The sequence below is a fragment of the Nocardioides terrae genome, assembly GCF_900112345.1.
GTDB classification, from domain to species: Bacteria; Actinomycetota; Actinomycetes; order Propionibacteriales; family Nocardioidaceae; genus Nocardioides; species Nocardioides terrae.
Genome location: NZ_FOLB01000001.1, coordinates 518,962 through 537,072 on the forward strand (window position 1 = coordinate 518,962; position 18,111 = coordinate 537,072).

Here is an 18,111-nt window from a genome sequence, read left to right on the forward strand (position 1 = left end):
GCAGGTGCGCCATAATTCTCGCGTGAGCTCCTACCGCATCCCCGAGGCGGCCGAGATCCTCGGCGTCAGCGACGACACGCTGCGTCGCTGGATCGAGGCGGGCCGGCTCGACACCGGCACGGAGGGCGGCCGCACCGTCGTCCCCGGCCCGGCGCTGGCCGAGCTGGCGGTGTCGCTGGCCGACGATCCCGACCGGGTCCCGCGAGCCGGCGCCGTCAGCGCCCGCAACCGGCTGCCCGGCATCGTGACCCGCGTCGTCACGGACACCGTGATGGCGCAGGTCGAGCTGATCTGCGGCCCCTACCGCCTGGTGAGCTTGATGAGCAGCGAGGCCGCGGAGGAGCTCGGCCTCGAACCCGGCGTACGCGCCATCGCCTCCGTCAAGTCCACCAACGTCGTCGTGGAGCGCCCGTGAAGAGGCTCGCCCTGGCCCTGTCCGCGCTCGCGCTCGTCGCGCCGCTCGCCGCCTGCGGGGGATCCGAAGACTCTGGCGGCGGTGACTCGGCCGACTCCACCACCCTGACCGTCTTCGCGGCGGCCTCGCTGACCGCGACCTTCACCGAGCTCGGCCACGAGTTCGAGGCCGACCACGACGGCACCACGGTGCGGCTCAGCTTCGGTGGCTCGTCGGACCTGGTCGAGCAGATCCGGTCCGGAGCGCCTGCCGACGTCGTCGCGTCGGCCGACACCGCCACCATGGACAAGCTCGGCGACGACGCGGTCGACCCGGAGGACTTCGCGAGCAACACCCTCGAGATCGCCGTCCCGCCGGGCAACCCGGCCCACGTCACGAGCCTCGCCGACCTGGCCGGGCCCGGGGTCAAGCTCGTCATCTGCGCGCCCGAGGTCCCGTGCGGCACCGCCACCGCCGTCGTGGCCCAGAAGGCGGGCGTGACGCTGCAACCGGTCAGCCAGGAGCAGTCGGTGACCGACGTCCTCGGCAAGGTGAGCAGCGGCGAGGCCGACGCGGGCGTCGTCTACGTCACCGACGTGAAGGCCGCCGGCGACGACGTCGAGGGCGTGACCTTCCCCGAGTCGTCGAGCGTGGTGAACACCTACCCGATCGCGACGGTGAAGGGCAGCCGGAACGCGGACGCTGCCCGGGAGTTCGTCGACTTCGTCCTCAGCGACGACGGCCAGAAGATGCTCGCCGGTGCGGGGTTCGGGAAGCCATGATCCGCCCGTGACCTCGAGGACCGTCGCACTGCCCCGCTGGCTCTACGTCCCAGCCGCCCTCGGCGGCGCCTTCGTGCTCCTCCCCCTCGTCGCGATGGTGACGCGGGTCGACTGGAGCGGGTTCGGCGACCTGATCACCTCCGACTCGGCACGGGACGCCCTGTGGCTCAGCCTGAGGACCGCCGCCTGCAGCACCGTGCTCTGCGTGGTCCTCGGCGTGCCGATGGCGGCGGTGCTCGCCCGTACCGACGTCCGCGGCATCGGCCTGGTCCGATCGCTCGTGCTGCTGCCGCTCGTCATCCCGCCCGTGGTCAGCGGCATCGCGCTGCTCTACACGTTCGGCCGGCGCGGTCTGCTCGGCCACACGCTCGACGTCCTCGGGATCGAGGTCGCCTTCACGACCGCGGCGGTGGTGATGGCGCAGACGTTCGTCTCGCTGCCGTTCCTCGTCATCTCCCTGGAGGGCGCGATGCGGACTGCCGGCCAGCGCTACGAGGTGGTCGCGGCCACGCTCGGGGCCGCGCCGTCGACCGTCTTCCGGCGGGTGACGCTGCCGCTGGTCCTCCCCGGCCTGCTGAGCGGCGCGGTGCTCGCCTTCGCCCGGTCGCTGGGCGAGTTCGGCGCGACGATCACGTTCGCGGGCTCGCTGCAGGGCACCACCGCCACGCTGCCGATCCAGATCTACCTCGAGCGGGTCACCGACCCGGACGCCGCCGTCGCCCTGTCGCTGGTGCTCGTGGTGGTGGCCGTGCTGGTGATCGGGGTCGCGAGGACCGGCAGGAGCGCACCGTGACCGGCACCCCGAGGCTCGTGTACGACGCCACGGTGGCCGCCCGTGACGTGACGCTGCGGCTCGAGGTCGCCGAGGGGGAGACCGTTGCTCTGCTGGGCCCCAACGGCGCCGGGAAGTCGACGGTGCTCGGCGTCATCGCAGGGCTCCTCGCGCCCAGCAGCGGCCGGGTCGAGCTCGACGGACGGGACCTGGCCGGCGTACCGCCCCATCGGCGGGAGGTGGCCCTGCTCGCCCAGGAGCCGCTGCTCTTCCCCCACCTGTCGGCCCTCGAGAACGTCGCCTTCGGGCCGCGCTCGCGCGGCGACGGCCGCTCCGCGGCGAGGACCGGAGCGCGCGAGTGGCTGGACCGGGTGGGCGTCGGCGACCTGGCGCGACGCCGGCCACACCAGCTCAGCGGCGGCCAGGCGCAGCGGGTCGCGGTCGCCCGTGCGCTCGCCGCCGAGCCGCGGCTGCTGCTGCTCGACGAGCCGATGGCCGCCCTCGACGTCGACGTCGCGCCGGCGCTGCGCCACCTGCTGCGGGGCGTCCTGGCCGGACGGACCGCGATCGTGGTGACGCATGACGCTCTGGATGCGCTGCTGCTCGCCGACCGCGTCGCCGTCGTCGAGGCCGGCCGGATCGTGGAACAGGGGCCCACGACCGACGTCCTGAGTCGCCCGCGCAGCGCCTTCGCCGCCCGGATCGCCGGGCTCAACCTGGTGTCCGGCCGCTGGGACGGGTCGGCCGTGCGGGGCGACGGGATCGCGGTCAGCGGGCTGCCGTCCGACGATCCGCCCGCTCCGGGCGAGGACGCCGTGGCGGTCTTCTCCCCCACCGCCGTCTCGGTCTTCCGCGACCCGCCGGGCGGCAGCCCCCGCAACGCGCTGGCGGCGACGGTGACCGAGCTGGAGCCGCTCGGCGACCGGTTCCGGGTGCGGGCCACGGCGGGAGCGATCCCACTCCAGGCGGAGGTGACGGCCGCCGCCGTGGCCGAGCTGGCACTGGTGCCGGGCGACCCGGTGAATTTGATCGTGAAAGCGACGGAGGTCTCGGTCCACGGCGCTCTGCGGGCCTCTTCGGGGGCCCTTCCGGCCGATACAGTCGGGCCATGAGCGAGCGCAGCGACAACCCCCTGCCGGACCCTCTCGACGTCGCCCCGCAGGCGCCCGACCGCAACCTCGCGCTGGAGCTCGTGCGCGTGACCGAGGCAGCGGCGATGGCGGCAGCGCGCTGGGTCGGCCGCGGCGACAAGAACGGCGCGGACGGTGTCGCCGTCAACGCGATGCGCGTGATGATCTCCACCGTCGCCATGAACGGCACCGTCGTCATCGGCGAGGGCGAGAAGGACAACGCCCCGATGCTCTACAACGGCGAGCGGGTCGGCGACGGGACCGGCCCGGACGTCGACGTCGCCGTGGATCCGATCGACGGCACGACGCTGACCGCGAAGGGCATGAACAACGCGATCGCGGTGCTGGCCGTCGCCCCCCGCGGCTCGATGTACGACCCGTCGGCGGTGTTCTACATGGAGAAGCTCGTCACCGGCCCGGAGGCCGCCGACGTGGTCGACATCCGGCTCCCCGTGGCCGAGAACATCCACCAGGTCGCCAAGGCGAAGGGCGCCACGCCCAGCGACGTGACGGTCGTGCTGCTCGATCGGCCCCGCCACGCCCAGCTCGCCGAGGAGATCCGTGGGACCGGCGCCCGGATCAAGTTCATCACGGACGGCGACGTGGCCGGCGCCATCGCCGCCGCGCGCGAGGGCAGCGGCGTCGACCTGCTGCTCGGCATCGGCGGCACCCCCGAGGGCATCATCGCCGCCTGCGCGATGAAGGCGCTGGGCGGCACCATCCAGGGCCGGCTGTGGCCCAAGGACGACGACGAGCGGCAGAAGGCCCTCGACGCCGGGCACAACCTCGACCCCGACTTCGTGCTCACCACCAACGACCTGGTGACCGGCGACGACTGCTTCTTCGTCGCGACCGGCATCACCGACGGCGACCTGATGAAGGGCGTGCACTACCGCGCTGGCGGTTGCACCACCGACTCGCTGGTGATGCGCTCGCGCAGCGGCACGATCCGCAAGATCGTCAGCGACCACCAGCTCTCCAAGCTCAAGGCCTACTCCGCCATCGACTTCGAGAGCTGACACGGTGGCCGATCACGTCGAGGTTTCCGAGGAGCAGCTCGCCCCGGTCGGCGACGGCATCGAGCTCTGCTTCCAGACCTTCGGGTCGCCCGATGCCGACCCGCTGCTGCTCGTCATGGGCCTCGGCGGCCCGATGACCTGGTGGGACGAGCGGCTGTGCCGCCAGCTCGCCGACGCGGGCTTCTTCGTCATCCGCTACGACAACCGTGACGTCGGGCGCTCGACGCGGGTCGAGGGGCGCGTCTCGATGTCGATGCTGACGCGAGCGTTCCTCGGCCTTCGCACGCGGGCGCCGTACACGCTCGACGACCTGGCGCGCGACGCGCTCGGCCTGCTCGACCACCTGGGGATCGTGGCCGCGCACGTCTGGGGCGTGTCGATGGGCGGCATGATCGCCCAGACGCTGGCCGTCGCCCACCCCGACCGCGTGCGGTCGCTGACGTCGATGATGTCGACCACCGGCGCGCGCACGGTCGGCTTCCAGCACCCCTCGCTGCTTCCGACCTTCCTGAGCCGCAGCGGGGACGAGGCGGGCTACGTCGAGGCGTCGGTGCGCACCTGGCGGATCATCGGGTCGCCGGGCTATCCCGTCACCGAGGAGGACGTCCGCCGCCGCGCCACCGAGACCTACGAGCGCGGCGTGTCCTCGCAGGCGACCGCGCGCCAGATGCTCGCGGTGCTCACCCAGCCCAACCGCACCCGCGACCTGTCCCGGGTCACCGTCCCGACGCTGGTGGTGCACGGCCTGGCCGACCGGATGGTCCACGTGTCGGGCGGCCGGGCCACCTCGCTCGCCGTGCCCCGCTCCGAGCTCCTGCTCATCGACGGCCTCGGGCACGACATCCCCGAGCGGCTGTGGCCGACTCTCGTCAAGGCCGTCCGCCGCAACGCCGACCGCGCCGCCTGACCGCCGAGGGGTCAATCCCTCCGCATCGAGGAGTCACCCCACACGCATCGAGGGGTCGATCCGTCCGGCCGAAGGCTGGACGGATCGACCCCTCGATGCTGAGGGATTGACCCCTCGGGGATCAGTCGGAGAGGCGCAGGCCCGACGTGGTGTCGAAGACGTGCACGTCGCGCGGGTCGGTGGTGACGTAGAGCGTGTCGCCCTTGCTGACCCGCTCACGCGCGGGGACGCGGATGATGATGTTGGACGGGGTGCCCTCGACGTCGCTCGTGCCGTAGACGAAGGAGTCCGAGCCGAGCTCCTCCACGACGGTGACCTGCACCGGCAGACCCCCCTCGCTGGCGGTGACGAGGCGCCAGGCCTCCGGCCGTACGCCGACCGTGATGTCGCCCTTCATCTTCGAGGACGCGGCCGGGTCGACCGGGACGAGGTACTGCCCGATCTTGGCCTGGCCGTCGGCCGCCTTGGCCTGCACGAGGTTCATCTGCGGGGAGCCGATGAAGCCGGCGACGAAGAGGTTGACCGGCTTGGAGTAGAGGTTCAGCGGGGTGTCGACCTGCTGCAGCTCGCCGGCGCTCATCACCGCGACCCGGTCGCCCATCGTCATGGCCTCGACCTGGTCGTGGGTGACGTAGACGGTCGTGACGCCGAGGTCGGCCTGCAGCTTCGCGATGTCGGTGCGGGTCTGGACGCGCATCTTGGCGTCGAGGTTCGACAGCGGCTCGTCCATGCAGAAGACCTGCGGCTGACGGACGATCGCGCGGCCCATGGCGACGCGCTGGCGCTGACCGCCGGAGAGCGCCTTCGGCTTGCGGCCGAGGTAGTCGGTCAGCCCGAGCAGCCCGGCGGCCTCCTTGACCCGGCGCTCACGCTCGGAGGAGTCGACCTTGGCCATCTTGAGCGCGAAGCCCATGTTCTCCGCGACGCTCATGTGCGGGTAGAGCGCGTAGTTCTGGAAGACCATCGCGATGTCGCGGTCCTTCGGCGGGACGGTGGTCACGTCGCGGTCGCCGATGAGGATGCGGCCGCTGTTCACCTCCTCCAGGCCGGCGAGCATGCGGAGGGTGGTGGACTTGCCGCAGCCGGACGGGCCGACGAGCACCATGAACTCGCCGTCCTGGATCTCGAGGTCGATGCCCTTGACCGCGGGGGCGTCGGTACCGGGGTACCAACGCTGTGCCTTCTCGAAGGTCACTGTTGCCATGACGAAACTGCTCCTTCACCGGCAGGTACGTGCCGGACGATCCGTAGTGAAGTGATGCCACAGGTGTGGCGGCCATCACCCTAGCCCATCGTTCGGCGGGAGCGCTCCCGGCCCGACGGGGCCGAAATGGGGCAGGTGACAAAGCGCCGAGAACGGGGTACACCGGAGTGGCAGACGTCACAGGGGAGGCGGTCGATGAGCGTGAGCGGTCATCGGAGGCGGCGGACATCCGCTCGAGCATGGGCGCTTGCCGCCGCCGGGATCCTTGCGAGTACGACGATCACCGCATGTTCGTCCGCATCAGGTCGGACGACGCTGGTGTGGTACATCAACCCCGACAGCGGGGGTCAGGCCGCGGTCGCGAAGAACTGCAGCACCGGCGACTACGCGATCACCACGCAGGTGCTGCCGCAGGACGCCAGCCAGCAGCGGATCCAGCTGGCCCGTCGGCTGGCCGCCCACGACAGCGGCATCGACCTGATGAGCATCGACCCGCCCTACACCGCGGAGTTCGCCAACGCCGGCTTCCTCGCCCCGATCCCCCAGGACCTGCAGGACGCGATCAAGAACGGCGGCGGTGACAGCGACGGGCCACCGCAGGCGTTCGGCGGAGCGGTGGACGCGGCCACGTGGGACGGCAAGCTCGTCGCCTTCCCGTTCTGGTCCAACACCCAGGTGCTCTGGTACCGCAAGTCCTTCGTCCAGAAGGCCGGGCTCGACATGAGCAAGCCGGTCACCTGGGACCAGATCATCGACGCGGCGGCGAAGAACGGCGGACGCATCGGCGTCCAGGCCAACAAGTACGAGGGCTACGTCGTCTGGATCAACGCCCTCATCTCCGGGGCGGGCGGGTCCATCATCGAGGACGCCGAGAAGGGCGTCGACGCGAAGATCACGATCAGCTCCGACGCCGGCACCGCCGCCGCCGGGATCATCCGCAAGCTCGCCCACTCCCCCGCGGCCCCGCCCGACCTGTCCGTCTCGAACGAGGGCACCGCGGGGTCGACCTTCGGCAGCCCGGCCGGCTCCTTCCTGGTCAACTGGACCTACATCTTCCACAACTACGACCAGACCGAGCCCGACGTCGCCAAGGACATCGGCTACACGATGTATCCGCAGACGGTCCAGGGGAAGGACGCCCGACCGCCGTACGGCGGCATCGGGATCGGCGTCAGCAAGTACTCCGGCCACGTCGACGAGGCGATGAAGGCGGCCGCCTGCATCACCAACGCCGACAACCAGGGCGTGAACGCGGAGATGACCGGCAACATGCCCTCGAGCGCGGCGGGCTACGCCTACCCGGCGCTGGCCAAGATCTACCCGGCCGACCTGCTGAAGCTCTTCCAGGACAGCGTCGAGGCAGCAGCGCCGCGGTCCGTGACGCCGTACTGGAGCGACATCTCCAGCGCCATCCAGAGCACGTGGCACCCGCCGATCTCCGTCGATGCGAGCACGCCGAAGGACTCGGCCTCGTTCATCGACGACGTCCTGCACGGAAAGAGGCTGCTGTGACGACCACCGTGGCAACCCCTCAGACGCGGGCGACCCGGCGGGCGCCGGCCAGCGACCGCAGCACGGCGGAGAACAGGCTCGGTCAGCGGCTGGTCGCCCCGGCGGTCCTGCTCATGCTGCTCGTGACCGCCTGGCCGATGATCCAGGCGCTCTACCTGTCGCTGTTCCGCTACCGCCTGACCACGCCCGACGACCGCGAGTTCATCGGGCTCGGCAACTACCTCACGGTCCTGGGCGACGGCCTGTTCTGGAAGGTCACCCTCAACACCGTGATCATCATGGTGGTGACCGTGGCGGTCGAGCTCGTCATCGGCTTCGCCTTCGCGATGGTGATGCACCGCATCGTCTTCGCCCGCGGCGTCATGCGGACCTCGATCCTCATCCCCTACGGCATCATCACCGTGGTCTCGGCGTTCGCCTGGCAGTTCACGTTCAGCATCAACAACGGCTGGGTGAACAGCTGGTTCGCCTGGCTGCCGTGGATCGGGACCGACACCAACTGGTACGGCGGCCACTGGTCGGCGATGTTCGCGATCATGGTCTCGGAGATCTGGAAGACCACGCCGTTCATGTCGCTGCTCCTGCTCGCCGGCCTCTCCCAGGTCAGCGAGGACATGCTCGAGGCGGCCCAGGTCGACGGCGCCACCTGGTGGCAGCGGCTGTGGAAGGTGATCCTGCCGAACATGCGGGCCGCGATCATGGTCGCGGTGCTGTTCCGGGCGCTCGACGCGTTCCGGATCTTCGACAACATCTACATCATGACGAAGGGTGCGCAGAACACCCAGTCGTCCTCGTTCCTGACTTATCGCCAGGTCATCGAGCAGTTCCAGCTCGGCATGGGATCGGCGCTCTCGGTGCTGCTCTTCCTGACCGTGCTGCTGCTCGCCTTCCTCATCGTCAGACTCTTCCGGGTCGACCTGGCCCAGGCGAGGGGTGAGGGCTGATGCGTCAGAAGATGGGCGTCGGGCACTGGATCGGGTTCGTCGTCATCCTGGTCTGGTGCCTCCTGCCGGTGGCCTGGATCGTGTCGCTGTCGTTCAAGTCGCTCGACGAGACGACGGTCGGCAGCCCGCAGTTCCTGCCCAAGGACCCGACCTGGGACAACTACCAGGTGCTGCTCAACTGGAACGACCCGGCCGGTCACGACTTCATGCGGGCGCTGATCAACTCCTTCGGCATCGCCCTGATCGCGACCTTCCTGTCGGTCGTGTTCGCGACCCTGGCGGCCTACGCCATCGCCCGGCTGGAGTTCCGGGGCAAGCGCCTGGTGCTCTCGATGGCGCTGGCGATCGCGATGTTCCCGGTGGTCTCGCTGGTCGGCCCGCTCTTCGACATGTGGCGCACGTTCCACCTGTTCAACACGTGGCCGGGGCTGATCATCCCCTACATGACCTTCACGCTGCCGTTGGCGATCTGGACCCTGTCGGCCTTCTTCCGCGAGATCCCGTGGGAGATGGAGCAGGCGGCGCAGGTCGACGGCGCGACCTCGTGGCAGGCCTTCCGGAAGGTGATCGTGCCGCTCGCCGCGCCCGGCGTCTTCACGGCCGCGATCCTGACCTTCTTCTTCGCCTGGAACGAGTTCGTCCTCGCGATCTCGCTGACGTCCACGACGGGCTCGCGCACGGTCCCGGCCCAGATGTCCTTCTTCGTCGGACCGGACCCGTTCAACCCGCCCTACGCCCAGCTCGCCACCGCGTCGGTCATCGTGACCATCCCGGTGATCATCATCGTCCTGCTGTTCCAGCGCCGCATCGTCGCCGGGCTGACCTCCGGCGCAGTGAAGGGTTGAGCCATGGCCTCCATCACCATGAAGAACATCGTCAAGCAGTACGGCGACGGGTTCCCGGCCGTCAACGACGTCAGCATCGACATCGCCGACGGTGAGTTCATGATCCTCGTCGGGCCGTCCGGGTGCGGGAAGTCGACCCTGCTGCGGATGATCGTCGGGCTGGAGGACATCTCCTCGGGCGACATGCTGATCGGCGACCAGCGGGTCAACGACCTGGCGCCGCGCGACCGCAACCTGGCGATGGTGTTCCAGAACTACGCGCTCTACCCCCACCTGACCGTCTACGAGAACATCGCCTTCCCGTTGCGGCTGGCCGGCGCCCCCGACAGCGAGATCGACCAGAAGGTGCGGGCGGCCTCCGCCACGCTCGAGCTCGACGAGCACCTCGACCGCAAGCCCGGCAACCTCTCGGGCGGCCAGCGTCAGCGCGTCGCGATGGGGCGCGCGATCGTCCGCGACGCCGACGCGTTCCTCTTCGACGAGCCGCTGTCCAACCTCGACGCCAAGCTGCGCGGCCAGATGCGCACCGAGATCTCGCGGCTGCAGAAGCGGCTCGGCATCACCACCGTCTACGTCACCCACGACCAGACCGAGGCGATGACCCTCGGGGACCGGGTCGCCGTGCTCAAGCGCGGCCTGCTGCAGCAGCTCGCGACACCGCGCGAGCTCTACGAGAACCCCGGCAACCTCTTCGTCGCCGGCTTCATCGGCTCACCGCCGATGAACTTCCTGCCCGCCACGGTGGAGGGTACGACGGCCAAGCTGCCCTTCGGCAACGTCGAGCTGCCGCCCGACCGTGCCGAGCGCGCGGCCGGACACGGACTGCTGCTGGCCGGCATCCGGCCGGAGTACTTCGACGACGCGAGCACCCGTGAGGGTGCCGGCGGTTCGACCTTCCACGCCACCGTCGAGGTCGTGGAGTGGCTGGGCCACGAGACCTACGCCTACATCCCCTACGACGCGCCGCCGGAGGTCGCCGAGCAGCTCCGCCAGCTCGAGCGCGACCTCGACGGCGAGGCGATGCACACCCAGCTCGTTGCGGCGCTCTCCGGCAACAGCCGGATCAAGGCCGGGGACCAGGCGGAGATCTGGGTCGACGCCTCGAAGATCCACCTCTTCGACCCCGAGACCGGCCGCAACCTCACCGTGGACGCCGAGCACGCGGGAACGATCCCGGACCTGGCGACGACCGCCTAGCGGACGCTAGCGACCCGGCAGCCGCCGGGTCCGCTCCCCCGGCATCGGCCGCCGCCTGACGTCGACGCTGCCCATCAGCGCGATGCCGCGCACCCGCACCAGCGGCGAGCCTGGCACCGGGTCGGGGTCCACCTTCGCCCGCCCCTCGGTGAACGTGCCCATGATCCCCGTGCCCGAGACGACGACGAGCGTCTGCGCGTTCACGATGACGCTGACGCTGCCCATGATGGCGCTCGCGTCGATCACGACCTCGCGGCCCGGGAAGATCGCTTGGCGCAGGTCGAGGGTGACGCTGCCCATCGACGCGAACGCGACGTGGTGCGGGGCGACGCGCCACACGCCGCGACGGTCCTGCGAGCTCATGATCGCCAGGCTCGAGTGGTGCGCCGGCGCGCCGGCGGCAGGCACATGGGCGGACGCGGGCGTCACCTGCCGGGCGACCGCCGGCGACGCGGGCAGGTCGGCGGTGATCGGCACCAGGTCGGCGTACGTCTTGGCGGCGTAGGCCTGCTCGAGCCGCTCGTCGAGCTCGGTGAGGTCGAGGCGACCCTCGCCCGCCGCCTCGCGCAGGACCTCCGCGACCTTGTGCCGGTCGTCGTCGGAGATCCGCAGCTGGGAGGGGTCCTCGGGGCTCACCCGGTCAGGGTAGCGACGGATCGGCCCGGCGTCAGTCGGCGACGACCAGGACCGGCGCGGGATCGACCGAGACCGACACCCGCTGCCCCGGCTCGAGCGCCAGGGCGATGCCGCTGGCCACCTGGGCGATGACGAGCGTGCCCTCGATGTCGACGGTGACCTGTGAGACGGGGCCTCGGAACGAGACGGCCACGACCGTGGCCGCCCCCGACTCCGACGCCGCGACCGAGACCGCCTCCGGCCGGACCAGCGCGACGCCCGTGTCCGCCGCGGAGCCGGGGAGCACCGGGATCGGCTGGCCCAGCACGGTCGCCGTACCGGCCGAGACGCTGGCGGGGATGCGGTTGGACAGGCCGACGAAGGCACCGACGAACGGGGTCGCCGGCGACGAGTAGAGCGCCGCGGGCGTCGCGAGCTGCTCGAGCCGGCCGTCGCTCATCACGCCGACCCGGTCGGCGACGGCGAGCGCCTCCTCCTGGTCGTGGGTGACGAACAGCGTCGTGGTGCCGACGTCGAGCTGGATGCGGCGGATCTCATCGCGAAGCTGGACGCGCACCTTCGCATCGAGCGCGGAGAGCGGCTCGTCGAGGAGCAGCACCGACGGCTCGATGGCCAGCGCGCGGGCCAGCGCGACCCGCTGCTGCTGACCGCCGGAGAGCTGGCGGGGGTAGCGCGATGCGTGCTCGCTGAGGCCGACCAGCTCGAGCATCTCGTGGGCGCGCCTGCGTCGCTCGGCGCCGCCCCGGCCGCGCAGCTTGAGCCCGAACGCGACGTTGTCGACGACGGTCAGGTGCGGGAAGAGCGAGTAGGCCTGGAACACCATGCCCATGTCGCGCTTGTTGGCGGGCACCCGGGTCAGGTCCTTGCCGCCGACCCGGACCTCGCCCGAGGTCGCGATGTCGAGGCCGGCCAGGATCCGCAGCGCCGTGGTCTTGCCGCAGCCCGAGGGGCCCAGCAGGGCCACCAGCTCACCCGGCTCGAGGTGGAGCGTCAGCCCGTCCAGGGCGCGGACGTCGCCGTAGTGGCGGTGCAGGTCGTCGAGCTCGACGGTCAGGCCGGTCACGTCAGTCCCCTTCATTCAGCACGGGTCGAGCGGCGCCGGTCGAGCAGCGACAGCGCCACGAGAAGCAGGGCGGTGAGCAGCAGCGTCGCCAAGGACGCCGCCATGGACGCGCCGATGTCGCCCTTGCCGAGCAGGACGATCCGCACGGGCAGGGTGTCGAAGTGCATGAGCGAGGAGAACGTGAACTCCCCCAGCACCAACGCGACGCTGATGAAGGCGGCGGAGAGCACTCCGCTCACGACGTTGGGAGCGACGACGCGGGCGATGACGGTGAGCCAGCCGGCGCCGAGCGAGCGGGCCGCCTCGGCGAGCGTGGTCACGTCGATGGACGACAGCGATGCGTCAAGCGCCCGGTAGGCGAAGGGCAGCACCAGGACGACGTACACGAAGGTGAGGGTCAGCGCCGAGCCTCCGAGGAAGTAGTTGACCCAGGAGTAGACGCCGTTGATGCCGACCACGATCACGAGCGGCGGCACGGTCAGCGGCAGGAGGCAGAGGAACTCCACCAGCCGGCTGGCCTGCGGCACCCGCAGCCGCACCCAGATCATCGTAGGGAGGAGCAGCACGAGCATGAGCGCGACGGTCAGGACCGCGAGCTCGAGGGAGGTGACGATCGCGTCGCGGACCTCCTGGTTCTCGACCAGCGCGCGCCAGTGGTCTCCGGTGCGGCCTCCGGTCAGGAAGTCCTTGGTGCTGAAGTCGAGCAGGGACCACAGCGGTGCGAAGAAGAACGCCGCGAAGGCCAGCAGGACGAGCGGGCGCACCCACCTCATCGCAGCCACCTCGCGGTCCGGCGCAGCAGCAGCGCGTACGCCGTCATGACGATCGCGACGACGACGATCATCTCCAGGGCGATGGCGTAGGCGAGGTGCTGACGACCGAGCAGCACCTCGCTGGTCAGCCCGGCGCGGATCATGAGCGGCAGGATGATCTGACCCTGGCTGACCAGTGCTGCGGCGGTGGCGTAGGCGGCGAACGCGTTGGCGAAGAGCAGCAGCACGCTGCCGAGGAACGCCGGGCGCAGCAGCGGGATGGCCACCTCCTTGAGGTACTGCCAGCGCGTCGCGCCCAGGCTGATCGCCGCCTCCCGCCACTGGGGGCGCAGCCCCTCGAGCGCCGGCACGAAGACGACGACCATGAGCGGGATCTGGAAGTAGAGGTAGACCAGGATCAGGCCTCGGACGCTGTAGAGCCAGCCGTTGCCGTAGAGGTCGAAGCCACCGTGGCCCGCGAGCCAGAGGGTGATGATGCCCTGTGAGCCGACCGTGGCGATGAAGGCGAACGCGAGCGTGACACCGCCGAACTGGGCGAAGACGCTGGTCAGCGCCATCACGGCGCGACGCAGCAGGCTCGTGGCGGGTGCCGACACGACGAGCGCCGCGAGGATCATCCCGAGCACCGCGCCGAGGATCGCGCTGACACCGGAGACCACGACGCTGTTCCAGAGCGTGTGCAGCATCGTGGAGTCGAAGAGGCCGGTGATGTTGTCGAGCGTGTAGACGCCGTCGTTGTCCTTGAAGGCGCCGATCGCGACGTTGATCGTCGGCACCACCATGAAGACGAAGACGTAGGCGACGAACGGCAGCAGGCCGAGCACCGGCAGCAGCGCGGTGACCCGTCGTCCGACCGGACGCCGAGCCCGTCGAGGCGGCGCCTCGACGGGCTCGGCTGGCGTGATCGTGGCCAAGGTCAGCCGATCGCCTTCGCCCAGTTCTTGCCGAGGTAGTCGGCCACCTTGGCATCGTCGTCGGGGGTGGGCAGGACCGGCTCGCCCGTCACCGGCGGCAGCTTGTCGTACGCCGTCTTGTCGATCGTGCCGGCCTTGTCCATCGCGTCGGCACGGACCGGACGGGCACCACCCGCGAGCCAGAGGTTCTGGCCCTCGTCGGAGTAGAGGTACTCCTCCCAGAGCCGGGCCGCGGCCGGGTGGACGGCGTCCTTGTTGATCGCCTGGTAGTAGTAGCCGGCGACCGGGGCGCCCTCGGGGACGAAGACCTTCCAGGTCGGCAGCTTCGCCGTCATCGCGGCGTTGAGGTAGTCCCAGTTGAAGACGACCGGCGTCTGCCCGGAGAGGATCGTCTCGTCGGTGGCGTCGACCGGGACGAAGTTGCCGGCCTTCTTGAGCTGCTTGAAGTAGTCGACACCGGGAGCGATGTCGGAGGCGCTGCCGCCCTTGGCGAGGGAGACCATCCGGACGGCGTTGAGGGCGGCGTTGGCCTGGGTCGGGTCGCCGTTGAGCGCGACCTTGCCCTTGAAGTCGCCCTTCATGAGGTCGTCGAGGCTCGTGATCTCGGGGACCTTGCCCGCGTCGTAGCCGAGCGCCATGTAACCGCCGTAGTCGTTGACCGCGGAGCCGTCCGGCTGCTTGAACGTGTCGGGGATGTCGTCCCAGGTCGCCACTTTGTAGGGCGCGAAGAGGTCGAGGTTGGCCAGGGCGACCGCTTGGCCGACGTCGAAGACGTCAGGTGCGGTGTCGCGGCCCTTGAGCTGCTTGGCCGCGTCGATCTCCTCCTGGCTGGAGGCGTCGGGCTGGGCCGAGTTGATCTTGATGCCGTACTTCTTGGTGAAGCCATCGATGATCGCCTTGTAGTTCGCCCAGTCCGGGGGCAGCGCGATGACGTTGAGCGACCCTTCCTTCTTCGCGGCGGCGACCAGCTTGTCCATGCCGCCGAGGTCGTCGGCGCTGGCCGCGGACGCGGCGTCGGCAGTGGCGTCGTCCTGCTTCTTCTCGGGGGCGGAGCACGCGGCCGCGGTTGAGACGGTCGCCAGCGCGGTGAGCGCCACGAGTGTCGATCTGATCTTCACTACTTGCTCCTGTCGGACGATCCGGTTGTGCCCATGGGCGGATGCTTGCGCGATCCGCCGTCTCCCTGCGAAACGTAGCGTGACCGGTGAGCGCCGGTCACGCAACGACTGGTCCTCCTTCTCTCCCTCGATGAGGACCTTTTCGCGACGCCCGAAGTGCTCGGGCTACCCTGCTCGCCGTGGCGAGCACCCCTGAGTTCCTGTACTCCGACCTGCTGCCGACGGGCGTCGACGAGACGCCGTACCGGCTGATCACGACGGAGGGGGTGTCGACCGTGGAGGTCGACGGCCGCACCTTCCTCAAGGTGGAGCCGGAGGCGATCCGCCGGCTCACCTACGAGGCGGTCCACGACATCCAGCACTACTTGCGCCCGGCGCACCTCGCGCAGCTGCGCAGGATCATCGACGACCCGGAGGCCTCCGGGAACGACCGGTTCGTGGCGCTGGACCTGCTCAAGAACGTCAATATCTCCGCGGGCGGCGTGCTGCCGATGTGCCAGGACACCGGCACCGCGATCGTGATGGGCAAGAAGTCCGAGGGCGTGCTGACCGGCGTCGACGACGGCGAGGTCATCTCCCGCGGCGTCTACGACGCCTACACGCAGCTCAACCTGCGCTACTCGCAGCTCGCGCCGATCACGACCTACGAGGAGAAGGCCACGGGCACCAACCTGCCCGCGCAGATCGAGATCTACTCGACCCCGTTGGTCTCGACAGGCTCGACCAGCGATCCGAAGCCGGAGTACAAGTTCCTCTTCATGGCCAAGGGCGGCGGCTCGGCCAACAAGTCCTTCCTCTTCCAGGAGACGAAGGCGATCCTGAACCCGACGCGGATCCTGGAGTTCCTCGACGAGAAGATCCGCTCCCTCGGTACGGCGGCCTGCCCGCCGTACCACCTGGCGGTCGTGATCGGCGGCACCTCGGCGGAGTTCGCGCTCAAGACCGCGAAGTACGCCTCGGCGCACTACCTCGACAACCTGCCGACCTCGGGCACGATGGCCGCCCACGGCTTCCGCGACCTGGAGCTGGAGGAGGAGGTCTTCAAGCTGACCCAGTCCTTCGGGATCGGAGCGCAGTTCGGCGGCAAGTACTTCTGCCACGACGTCCGCGTCGTCCGGCTCCCCCGCCACGGCGCCTCCTGCCCCGTCGCGATCGCGGTCTCCTGCTCGGCCGACCGGCAGGCGCTGGGCAAGATCACGCCCGAGGGCGTCTTCCTCGAGCAGCTCGAGACCGACCCCGCGCACTACATGCCGTCGGCGGGCGTGGCCGAGGACATCTCGGCGGGCGAGGTCGTGAAGATCGACCTCAACCAGCCGATGTCCTCGATCCGCGCCACGCTCTCCCAGCTGCCGGTCAAGACGCGGCTCTCGCTGACCGGGCCGCTGGTCGTCGCCCGCGACATCGCGCACGCCAAGATCAAGGAGCGGCTGGACGCCGGCGAGCCGATGCCGTCCTACCTGCGGGACCACCCGGTCTACTACGCCGGCCCCGCCAAGACACCGGCCGGGATGGCGTCGGGGTCGTTCGGCCCGACCACGGCCGGGCGGATGGACTCCTACGTCGAGCAGTTCCAGGCCGCCGGCGGGTCGATGGTCATGCTCGCGAAGGGCAACCGGTCACGCGCGGTCACCGAGGCGTGCCACGCCCACGGCGGCTTCTACCTCGGCTCGATCGGCGGACCCGCGGCCCGGCTCGCGCAGGACTGCATCCGGTCGGTCTCCGTGCTGGAGTACGAGGAGCTCGGCATGGAGGCGATCTGGAAGATCGAGGTCGAGGACTTCCCCGCCTTCATCGTCGTCGACGACAAGGGCAACGACTTCTTCACCGACCCGGCCGGCACCACCACGGTGCCGCTCTCGGGCATCCGGGTGCGGTCGGCCCAGTCCTGACGGCCGCTCGCTGCGGCTCGTTGACCGCGACACGCCAGGTTGTCGGCGTGTCGGGCTCTTCAGGCGCATCGAGCGGCCTGTGGATGACCGAGCGGGGTGCTGCCGGAACTCGTCCAGACTCGGAGCATGGATCCGGTCGGCCTGCTCGTCCAGCTCGGTGGCGCAGCGAGTACGGCGACCCTCCTGGCGAACGTCTCGCGCCGCGAGCTGAGGACGAGCCTGGGTCGTGGGGAGATCGTGCGCGTAGGACGCGGCCGCTACGCACTGCCCGTCGTCGACGAGGCGCTGACCGCCGCGCATGCGCTCGATGCCTACCTGACGCACCTCAGCGCCGCCCTTCACTGGGGCTGGGAGGTGCGCCTCCCGCCGGCCACGCCACAGCTGGCCGTGCCGCGCGGACGCCAGGTTCCCGAAGGGGTCCGGCTGATCGACCTGCGGCGCGAGGACCTGGACGGCTGGGCGACCAGCCGGCTGCAGACGGTGCTCATGTGTGCCGCCGACCTGCCGTTCCCCGACGGGCTGGCCGTCGCCGACTCGGCTCTGCGGCACGGTGAGCTGACCCGGCTGCGGCTCGAGCGGGCAGCAGTGGCCTTCCCGGGACGGCGCGGGCCGCTGGTGCGTCGCGTCGTCGCGTATGCCGACCCACGAGCCGCGAACCCGTTCGAGTCCGCTCTGCGCGCACTCGCGATCGGGGCCGGTCTCGGCGTGGTCCCGCAGTTCCGCGTCCGGCTCGGAGGCGTCACTCTGCACCCGGACCTCGCGGATCCGCTGCGCGGCATCGCCCTCGAGGCCGAGTCGTGGGAGTTCCACGGCAGGGACAAGAAGGCCTTCGAGCGGGACTGCCAGCGCTACACCCTGTTGACCGCGGCGGGCTGGCGCGTGCTGCGCTTCACCTGGCGAGAGGTGATCCACGACCCCGGCTGAGTCGCGGACCGCATCGCGGAAACGGTGGCCAAGGCCGCTCGCTACGTCTGAGAACGGCGACACGCCGACGACGCGGCGTGTCACGGCG

At 70.3% G+C, this 18,111-nt stretch carries 18 protein-coding genes; 12 read left to right on the plus strand and 6 right to left on the minus strand.

From position 1 onward, the window contains the following. Positions 1 to 22: 22 nt before the first annotated feature. Genes BM236_RS02545 through BM236_RS02570 form a run of 6 tightly spaced genes read left to right on the plus strand, consistent with a single transcriptional unit; the run spans position 23 to position 5,004 of the window. Positions 23 to 415 (plus strand): TOBE domain-containing protein, encoded by a 393-nt coding sequence (locus BM236_RS02545; protein ID WP_091119758.1) that lies wholly within the window; start codon positions 23 to 25, stop codon positions 413 to 415. Then, positions 412 to 1,176 (plus strand): molybdate ABC transporter substrate-binding protein, encoded by a 765-nt coding sequence (modA, locus tag BM236_RS02550; RefSeq protein WP_091119760.1) that lies wholly within the window; start codon positions 412 to 414, stop codon positions 1,174 to 1,176. The genes BM236_RS02545 and modA overlap by 4 nt, the downstream gene beginning before the upstream one ends. Before the next feature lie 7 nt (positions 1,177 to 1,183). Continuing rightward, complete coding sequence (locus BM236_RS02555) at positions 1,184 to 1,969, plus strand: ABC transporter permease (RefSeq protein WP_245750090.1); 786 nt, start codon at positions 1,184 to 1,186, stop codon at positions 1,967 to 1,969. Beyond that, positions 1,966 to 3,060: a sulfate/molybdate ABC transporter ATP-binding protein gene (locus tag BM236_RS02560; protein WP_245750091.1), complete on the plus strand. Its 1,095-nt coding sequence runs from the start codon at positions 1,966 to 1,968 to the stop codon at positions 3,058 to 3,060. Before BM236_RS02555 ends, BM236_RS02560 begins: the two co-directional genes overlap by 4 nt. Beyond that, entirely contained in the window at positions 3,057 to 4,097 is a 1,041-nt protein-coding gene (glpX, locus tag BM236_RS02565; RefSeq protein WP_091119762.1) for a class II fructose-bisphosphatase, read from the plus strand. Before BM236_RS02560 ends, glpX begins: the two co-directional genes overlap by 4 nt. A 4-nt stretch (positions 4,098 to 4,101) precedes the next feature. Further along, on the plus strand, positions 4,102 to 5,004 hold the full coding sequence (locus tag BM236_RS02570; protein ID WP_217645191.1) for an alpha/beta fold hydrolase: 903 nt from the start codon (positions 4,102 to 4,104) through the stop codon (positions 5,002 to 5,004). A 121-nt stretch (positions 5,005 to 5,125) separates the two neighbouring features. Here BM236_RS02570 and BM236_RS02575 read toward each other — a convergent pair whose 3' ends face one another. Continuing rightward, a complete protein-coding gene (locus BM236_RS02575; protein WP_091119765.1) occupies positions 5,126 to 6,208 on the minus strand; it encodes an ABC transporter ATP-binding protein in 1,083 nt (360 codons plus the stop codon). Between the two features lie 318 nt (positions 6,209 to 6,526). Here BM236_RS02575 and BM236_RS02580 point away from each other — a divergent pair, with 318 nt between their 5' ends. Genes BM236_RS02580 through BM236_RS02595 form a run of 4 tightly spaced genes read left to right on the plus strand, consistent with a single transcriptional unit; the run spans position 6,527 to position 10,706 of the window. Further along, the gene (locus BM236_RS02580; protein WP_175507512.1) at positions 6,527 to 7,720 is read left to right on the plus strand and encodes an extracellular solute-binding protein; all 1,194 of its coding nucleotides are present in this window, start codon (positions 6,527 to 6,529) and stop codon (positions 7,718 to 7,720) included. After that, positions 7,717 to 8,664 (plus strand): carbohydrate ABC transporter permease, encoded by a 948-nt coding sequence (locus tag BM236_RS02585; protein WP_091119769.1) that lies wholly within the window; start codon positions 7,717 to 7,719, stop codon positions 8,662 to 8,664. The genes BM236_RS02580 and BM236_RS02585 overlap by 4 nt, the downstream gene beginning before the upstream one ends. Continuing rightward, positions 8,664 to 9,509 carry a carbohydrate ABC transporter permease gene (locus tag BM236_RS02590; RefSeq protein WP_091119772.1) on the plus strand — a complete coding sequence of 282 codons (846 nt, stop codon included), beginning with the start codon at positions 8,664 to 8,666 and terminating at the stop codon, positions 9,507 to 9,509. The genes BM236_RS02585 and BM236_RS02590 overlap by 1 nt, the downstream gene beginning before the upstream one ends. A gap of 3 nt (positions 9,510 to 9,512) precedes the next feature. After that, a complete protein-coding gene (locus BM236_RS02595; protein ID WP_091119773.1) occupies positions 9,513 to 10,706 on the plus strand; it encodes an ABC transporter ATP-binding protein in 1,194 nt (397 codons plus the stop codon). Positions 10,707 to 10,712: 6 nt separating this feature from the next. Here the strand turns inward: BM236_RS02595 and BM236_RS02600 are convergent, their stop codons facing one another. The 5 genes from BM236_RS02600 to BM236_RS02620 are packed head-to-tail and all read right to left on the minus strand — an operon-like array spanning position 10,713 to position 15,210. Next, positions 10,713 to 11,342 carry a DUF1707 SHOCT-like domain-containing protein gene (locus BM236_RS02600; RefSeq protein WP_091119776.1) on the minus strand — a complete coding sequence of 210 codons (630 nt, stop codon included), beginning with the start codon at positions 11,340 to 11,342 and terminating at the stop codon, positions 10,713 to 10,715. Positions 11,343 to 11,373: 31 nt separating this feature from the next. Next, a complete protein-coding gene (locus tag BM236_RS02605; RefSeq protein WP_217645192.1) occupies positions 11,374 to 12,405 on the minus strand; it encodes an ABC transporter ATP-binding protein in 1,032 nt (343 codons plus the stop codon). Between the two features lie 11 nt (positions 12,406 to 12,416). Beyond that, positions 12,417 to 13,178, minus strand: a complete 762-nt coding sequence (locus BM236_RS02610) for an ABC transporter permease (RefSeq protein WP_091119780.1) — start codon at positions 13,176 to 13,178, stop codon at positions 12,417 to 12,419. Continuing rightward, positions 13,175 to 14,092 (minus strand): ABC transporter permease, encoded by a 918-nt coding sequence (locus tag BM236_RS02615; RefSeq protein ID WP_217645193.1) that lies wholly within the window; start codon positions 14,090 to 14,092, stop codon positions 13,175 to 13,177. The genes BM236_RS02610 and BM236_RS02615 overlap by 4 nt, the downstream gene beginning before the upstream one ends. Before the next feature lie 2 nt (positions 14,093 to 14,094). Beyond that, positions 14,095 to 15,210, minus strand: coding sequence for an ABC transporter substrate-binding protein (locus BM236_RS02620; protein ID WP_217645194.1), 1,116 nt, complete (start codon positions 15,208 to 15,210; stop codon positions 14,095 to 14,097). Positions 15,211 to 15,389: 179 nt separating this feature from the next. On the opposite strand from BM236_RS02620, the gene BM236_RS02625 reads away from it, so the two are divergent. Together BM236_RS02625 and BM236_RS02630 are read left to right on the plus strand one after the other, a co-directional pair. After that, positions 15,390 to 17,099, plus strand: a complete 1,710-nt coding sequence (locus BM236_RS02625; RefSeq protein WP_217645195.1) for a fumarate hydratase — start codon at positions 15,390 to 15,392, stop codon at positions 17,097 to 17,099. A gap of 126 nt (positions 17,100 to 17,225) precedes the next feature. After that, positions 17,226 to 18,023 (plus strand): PDDEXK family nuclease, encoded by a 798-nt coding sequence (locus BM236_RS02630; protein ID WP_139230005.1) that lies wholly within the window; start codon positions 17,226 to 17,228, stop codon positions 18,021 to 18,023. The last annotated feature ends 88 nt before the right edge of the window (positions 18,024 to 18,111 follow it).